The organism is Lysinibacillus sp. BSL11 (genome assembly GCF_052928325.1).
This window is the reverse complement of the sequence record NZ_JAVGCX010000003.1, coordinates 274,613-281,395: the sequence shown is the minus strand read 5'-3', so window position 1 is coordinate 281,395 and position 6,783 is coordinate 274,613. Positions and strand designations below refer to the sequence as shown.

The following is a 6,783-nucleotide window of genomic DNA, read 5'->3' as shown; positions in this document are numbered from 1 at the left end:
AGTTGCTGTAATCAGTTGGGTCACCCACTGTTAAAGCGTTTGTTAACTCTTCTACGCGATTTACCACTTGCTCATATACATCTTCTACGATGACAGCACGAGAACATGCTGAACATTTTTGACCTGAAAAACCAAATGCTGATTTCACGATCGATTGTGCAGCTAATTCTAAATCTGCTTCTTTATCCACTACGATTGTATCTTTACCGCCCATTTCAGCGATGACACGTTTAATCCAAATTTGGCCTTCATTTAGCACAGATGCACGTTGGTTGATACGTAAGCCGACATCACGTGAACCTGTGAAGCTGATGAAGCGTGTTTTTGGATGATCGACTAAGTAGTCACCTACTTCAGCACCAGAACCTGGTACGAAGTTTACCGCACCTGCTGGAAGACCAGCTTCTTCTAATACTTCGATAAATTTATAGGCTATAACTGGCGTCGTGGAAGCTGGTTTTAATAACACTGTGTTCCCTGTTACTAAAGCAGCTACTGTTGTACCAGCCATGATTGCAAATGGGAAGTTCCAAGGAGAAATGACAATACCGATTCCTAATGGAATGTAGTCATAACGATTGTATTCACCTGGACGGCTTTCGACTGGCTGACCGTTTTTAATGCGTAGCATTTGGCGACCATAGTATTCCATGAAGTCGATTGCTTCTGCAGTATCTGCATCAGCCTCTGCCCATGGTTTCCCAGCTTCTTTTGTTAATAAAGCTGAGAATTCATGTTTACGACGGCGGATAATCGCTGCCGCTTTGAAAAGAACGTCTGCACGAATGGCTGGATCAACTTTTTTCCACGTTTTGAATGTTTCATCTGCCGCTTGCATCGCTTTTTCAGCTAAATCTTTGCTTGCTTTCGAAACGCGACCAATGACTTCTGTTTTCTTTGCAGGATTGTACGAAACGATTTTGTCTTCTGTTGTAATACGTTCGCCACCGATAATTAGTGGGTAGTCTTGACCTAAGTAACCTTCAACTTTATTTAAAGCCTCTACATAAGCATTGTAGTTTGCCTCTTGTGAAAAATCTGTGAATGGTTCGTGTTTGTATGGAATCATACTTAATCCTCCCTTGTGAGATGTGTTTGGGTATGCAAAAAACATTGACGCAAAATATCTTTGCGTATAAAATATTCTTACACTTATTATAATGCAAAATTTCGTTGCATATTTCAAGTAAAAAATTTTTGAGGTGCACTTTTTTATGAAAAATTCTGAACCTTTACTACCTTTTTATGAGTTTATTGCAACAAATGTATCCGTTGGTATTCATGCAGTAGACCTATCTGGCAAAACGATTATTTACAATACGAAAATGAAAGAAATTGAAGGATTTCATTTTGATGAACTTGCGGATCGTTCCATTATTGAAATGTTTTCCTTCCGTCAACATGAAAGTACGTTAATGCGTGTTTTACAAACAGGAAAAAAAGAAATGAATGTTAAACAATCCTACTGGAATAAAAATGGTCATGAAATTACAACAATTAATGATACTTTTCCACTTTTTGTTGAAGGCAAACTGATTGGAGCAATCGAATTTGCACGTGATATTACTTCACTGGAAAAGCTTGTTTATCAGCCCCTTCGTAGGTACGATGAACCATTAACATTTGATATGATTAAAGCTGATTCTGAATCAATGAAGCAGGTTATTGACAACGCTAAAAAAGCAGCTGCTGTAAAATTACCAGTATTATTAATTGGTGAATCTGGCACAGGGAAAGATTTAGTAGCAGAGGGAATTCACCACGCAGCTTCACCTGATCCTGATGCCTTTGTGACACTCGTTAGTCGCCGTTCAGCTCAATCGGTGCTTGATAAATTACAGCAATTATTAGAAGAAGATAAAGATTACACCTTCTTCTTCGAACGTATAGATTTTTTAAGCTTAGACATTCAAGAGCAACTTTTAGATATACTACATTCACTTCCACAGTCCAAATATATGCTAATTGGCAGTGTGGGCAGTGATCCCATTACATTGATTGCCGAAAAGAAGCTGTCAAAATCTCTATATTATTTCTTTGCAACAATGGCTATTACTATTCCCAATTTAACGGATCGAAAAGAAGACATTCTTCCATTTGTAGAAGATTATTTTAGTCGACATCGAGAACGATTTGCCTCACAAGTCACTGAACTTGCACCAGATGTACAGGAATTATTTTTACAATATGATTGGCCAGGAAATCTAAAAGAGCTTGAGCTACTATTGGATGAAATTGTTTCATTTATGACAACGGAATCCACTGTTACCTCAGATTTATTACCTTTACATTTCCGCTTCAAAGTGCAACAGCAAGATACAAATAATCGTGAACCAGAATTTTTTATGTTCCATCAAAATCACAATGTCATGCCACTCGATGCCTATTTGCGTGAAGCCGAATCATATTATGTGCAAAATGTCTTAAATTTATATGAGGGCAATATAACAAAGGCAGCAAATGCACTTGGTATGAGCAGACAAAACCTACAATATCGAATCCGTAAAATAAAAAAACAATAGAAAAAACGAGGATCCTTTCATTCGAAAGCATCCTCGTTTCTTTATTGACCAGATTGTTCAATCCAGTCCTGCAATTTATCTTTTAAGGAATTAAAACCATTGGCATCCGATTCATCTACACGGTCCTGCAATGATTTACGTGGTGGTGCATCTTTTTTTCTTACTGTTGCTGGGCGATCCTGTAGCGCTCTCATCGATAAACTAATTTTTTCGGCCTCTTCATCGATCTCAAGAATCTTGACTTCAACTTCTTGCCCAACAGCTAAAAATTCACTAACGTCCTTCACAAAGCCGTATGTGATTTCCGAAATATGCACAAGGCCTTGCGTATTGTCATCTAGTGCAACAAATGCACCGTATGGTTGAATACCTGTAACTTTTCCGGTCAACACGTCTCCTAATTCATATTTTTTTACCATAACCTTTGCCCACTTTCTCTTGTTTGCTACGTATATATCGCTTAAATTATAACATACGTGTAAAAACGGGGCAAAAAATCTCCTTATTCGGCAATGGCTGTAATGATGTAACGTTTTTCACCTTTTCCTGTAGTCACTGTACCTAATTGGAAGGTTAAGCGCTGGCCAATCATTTGAATGGATTCTGGTTTAACACCTACTTTAATGGTTGTTTGGGATGTATCTGTTGCATATAGAACTGTAAAATGTTGCATACCATCAAATTGAACCAATTTATCCACATCTACAGCTTGAGACACTAACTGTTTTACTGTTTCTTGATCGCCTTTTCCTTGTGCATATAAGAATAGGCTCACAACATTCATTGGGTTTAATGAATCTAGGATGGTATCATCTTTACTTGACACATACGCGTTGTATAAACCTTCCGTTTGGATAATCCAACGGTTATCAATTTGTAAACCTGTTGAACCATCATATATTTCTATATAGACTTCATTACTCAAATATGAAAGCTCCATCCTAATATCCTGTCTTGTTAGTTTGTCTATGGTTTTGGATGTTCCTTCTCTCTTAAATTCTTCGAGGATGAATTGTGCGGTCAAACGCATCGATTCCCCATACTTCCCATTAGCCGTATCATTTAATAGCTCTATATGTTCTGGTGAGTATCTAGTTTTGTCATCACCTTTCAAAAGTACAAGCCACGTATTTTCAAACTCTTTGTTTAAATTTCGCAATTGGAAATCGAGGTATGAATTTGATAAATCGTTAACTAATGTTCTTTCGTATAATTTTAAAATACGAGCAGATTCTTCTGCAGAAAAACGTAAATCCTCACCATTGAATAAAGAGCCTGTAGCCAAATATTTAAAATAACCTAATATATCAGGATGAAGACGGTCAATGGATACTGGTGCATCTTTCATAAAAATCGGATTCGTTCTAAAACTATAGTTTTGCCCATCATAAGACAACTCAAAATATTGTTTTTTTGCCGTTGCAATTAATTGATTTAGTTCTTTAGGATAATCTTTCTTTTTTTGTGACAGTACTTTATTATATTGGGAAAGTTCATTTGTATAATATTGCAAAACATCTTTTGTTGGGTAATATATGCTAAAGAAATATCTAGACTCGGCAAATGACATCGGATTTTCGTACGTTTCAATCCGCTCTATCAGCTCTCGAGGTGTTTGCAAACTGTCTAGTATCTCTTGCTCTAACTGTGTTAAATATTTAGGATCATAAGCCATTTTATTTAGTACTATTTTTTTATTTTTAGCTTTATCATTGTATTTATAATCAGCAGATACAACAAATGTTAGTTTCTTAAAATTTTCCTCAGGTATATTGAGCTCAAGGCGTGTTTTTTCACGTTTTTCATGATACTTCTTTTGAAATCTAGAAAACCAATCTTCATAGTTGCTTTCTATTTTTTCTTCATCTGAATGAACGAGTGCTGAAGGATGGAACATATAAGATGAAATTAGAATACCTACCAAAAGCACACTGGCAATACTCGCGATCCATACAGCCGATTTTTGCCATCTTGCAGAAGGCTTTCGAACTGGATTCATACTTTCTAGAGACTCCCTTACATTATCCTCAGCTTCAATTTGATGAAGAACACGTTGTGGATCAAGCTTTGGTTCCATTCGTTCATAGGATTTTTTCAGTAGTGCCATACGTTGGTCAAATTGCTTATCATCCATTTTCAACACTCCCATCTTGCATTAATGCTGCCTTTAGCTTTTCCTTTGCTCGTAATAATCGCACTTTCACCGTCGATAACGAAATATTTAAGACCTCAGCGATTTCTTCGTATTTTAATTCGTGGAAGTAATACAACACGAGAGGATAACGGTATTTTTCGTCAAGGACCTGAATAGCACGATGTAGATGCCTGTCCTCTTCAAACAAAAGAACATCCTCTTCAGCAGATGAATGAGTCTTTTGCTGTTGGGCTTGTAGCTTGTCCTCTTTAGCCTGCTGCCGTTGTTCCTTACGATAATAATCACGCGTAGCATTTAATGTGATTTTATAGAGCCACGTGGTAAATCGATCCTGTTTAAATTGGTGTAAAAAGCGATACAGTTTAACAAATACCTCCTGTGAAACATCAGCTAAATCATTTGTATGTACGCCACATTGAAAGGCAAACTTTTCAACGGTTTGCTGATGTATACGGATAAGCTCGATATAGGCATCTTTATCTCCTTGCTGAGCCCTTGCTATTAGTTCAACCTCCGTCATAGCTACCCCCCCTTTTAATAATGAAACGAAGCATTCTACCTAATTGTTACATAATTTAAATGTCCTTCCTCATATGTCATCTCTCTATATTTTTACTCCTTCAAATGTCTTTCTTGCTATCATCAATTTTCTGATATTTGCTTGTGTTATGAGAATATTGAGGTAAAATAATACTTTAGTATAAGGAGGATTTATTTTCGTGTCTTCGAGGGATCAATTTACAACAAAAATTGGGTTTATTTTAGCTGCCGCAGGAAGTGCTATAGGGTTAGGAGCCATTTGGAAATTCCCCTATATGGCGGGTACGAATGGCGGTAGTGTCTTTATTTTATTATTTATTTTATGTACTTTCTTTATTGGCTTACCCGTCCTCATTGCTGAGTTCATGATTGGTCGTCGAGGTCAAAAGGATGCTGTCACTTCCTTTAAGGAACAAGCGCCAGGAAAGCCATGGTATTTGATTGGCTGGGGCGGTATGGTAATCGCAGGTCTTATCTTATCATTCTACAGCGTTGTTGGTGGATGGATTTTAAGCTACTTGGGTCGTGCCTTTACATTTAAGCTAACGAATGCTGGCTCTGATATCAACTACGCTGATTTATTTGGCAATATTATTTCAAGCCCTTTTGAAGCAGTACTTGTACAGGGACTATTTATGTTATTAACAGTGGTCATTGTGTCAGCAGGTATTAAGGGTGGAATTGAAAAAGCCAGCACATGGATGATGCCTCTCCTCTTTATTTTCTTTATTGTCCTAGTTATTCGCTCTCTAACTTTAGACGGGGCTATGGAAGGCGTTAAATTTATGTTTGTACCTGATTGGTCCTATTTGAATGCTGAAACATTTTTAATGGCCTTAGGACAAGCTTTCTTCTCATTAAGTGTAGGTATTGCGGTTATGATTACATATGCTTCCTATTTATCTAAAACAGAGAAGATTGGTAACTCTGCGATTAATGTAGCATCTATGAATATTATTATCTCTTTACTTGCAGGACTTGTTATTTTCCCAGCAGTGTTTGCGCTTGGTTATACGCCTGATCAAGGGCCAGGCTTAGTATTCATTATTTTGCCAGCTGTATTCGAGCAGTTACCTCTTGGTGGCTTATTCTTAATAATCTTCTTCATTCTATTGCTTTTTGCTACAGTCACTTCTTCCATTTCCATGTTAGAAATAGTCGTGGCAATCGCAATTGGTGATAAAACAGAAAAACGCAGAAAAATTGCTTGGATTGGTGGAATCATTATTTTCATCTTTGGTATTCCAAGTGCCCTTTCATTTGGTATATTAGCAGATATAAAAATAGTAGATCGCTCTATTTTTGACTTTGTTGATTTTATGACTAATAGCATCGGTATGCCGATTGGAGCTATGTTGATTTCAATTTTTGCAGGTTATTATTATACAAGGGATATTTCACGTAAAGAATTAGCTGCGTCTAGCTTCTTGTTTAATATTTGGTACATTTTAATTCGCTACGTCTCCCCACTCGCCATTTTTATTATTTTCATCCAGGGGATTTTGCCTTTATTTAAATAAGTATTAGCCTCATGATACATTAAAAAAGAGGTTGTCCATTGACAAC

Annotated in this window: 6 protein-coding genes; 2 read left to right on the top strand and 4 right to left on the bottom strand. The window is 36.9% G+C overall.

All coding sequences use genetic code 11. From position 1 onward, the window contains the following. Positions 1–1,069 (bottom strand): aldehyde dehydrogenase family protein (locus RCJ95_RS05660; protein WP_446722011.1); only part of this gene is annotated, 1,069 nt, incomplete at its 3' end. Between the two features lie 145 nt (positions 1,070–1,214). Here RCJ95_RS05660 and RCJ95_RS05655 point away from each other — a divergent pair. Continuing rightward, positions 1,215–2,522, top strand: a complete 1,308-nt coding sequence (locus RCJ95_RS05655) for a sigma 54-interacting transcriptional regulator (RefSeq protein WP_221681303.1) — start codon at positions 1,215–1,217, stop codon at positions 2,520–2,522. A 41-nt stretch (positions 2,523–2,563) separates the two neighbouring features. On the opposite strand, the gene yugI is transcribed toward RCJ95_RS05655, so the two are convergent. From yugI to RCJ95_RS05640, 3 genes are all read right to left on the bottom strand, one after another. After that, the gene (yugI, locus tag RCJ95_RS05650) at positions 2,564–2,941 is read right to left on the bottom strand and encodes a S1 domain-containing post-transcriptional regulator GSP13 (RefSeq protein WP_004228409.1); all 378 of its coding nucleotides are present in this window, start codon (positions 2,939–2,941) and stop codon (positions 2,564–2,566) included. Between the two features lie 83 nt (positions 2,942–3,024). Beyond that, complete coding sequence (locus RCJ95_RS05645; protein WP_257520406.1) at positions 3,025–4,656, bottom strand: hypothetical protein; 1,632 nt, start codon at positions 4,654–4,656, stop codon at positions 3,025–3,027. After that, positions 4,649–5,197 (bottom strand): RNA polymerase sigma factor, encoded by a 549-nt coding sequence (locus RCJ95_RS05640; protein ID WP_004228406.1) that lies wholly within the window; start codon positions 5,195–5,197, stop codon positions 4,649–4,651. The genes RCJ95_RS05645 and RCJ95_RS05640 overlap by 8 nt, the downstream gene beginning before the upstream one ends. Positions 5,198–5,396: 199 nt before the next feature. Between RCJ95_RS05640 and RCJ95_RS05635 the strand changes: the two genes are divergently transcribed. Further along, positions 5,397–6,737: a sodium-dependent transporter gene (locus RCJ95_RS05635; RefSeq protein ID WP_274770016.1), complete on the top strand. Its 1,341-nt coding sequence runs from the start codon at positions 5,397–5,399 to the stop codon at positions 6,735–6,737. Positions 6,738–6,783 lie beyond the last annotated feature (46 nt).

Bases quoted from the DNA above. Each gene is read 5' to 3' on its own strand.
- RCJ95_RS05655 (WP_221681303.1), top strand. From the start codon at position 1,215: ATGAAAAATTCTGAACCTTTACTACCTTTTTATGAGTTTATTGCAACA.
- yugI (WP_004228409.1), bottom strand. From the start codon at position 2,941: ATGGTAAAAAAATATGAATTAGGAGACGTGTTGACCGGAAAAGTTACA.
- RCJ95_RS05645 (WP_257520406.1), bottom strand. From the start codon at position 4,656: ATGGATGATAAGCAATTTGACCAACGTATGGCACTACTGAAAAAATCC.
- RCJ95_RS05640 (WP_004228406.1), bottom strand. From the start codon at position 5,197: ATGACGGAGGTTGAACTAATAGCAAGGGCTCAGCAAGGAGATAAAGAT.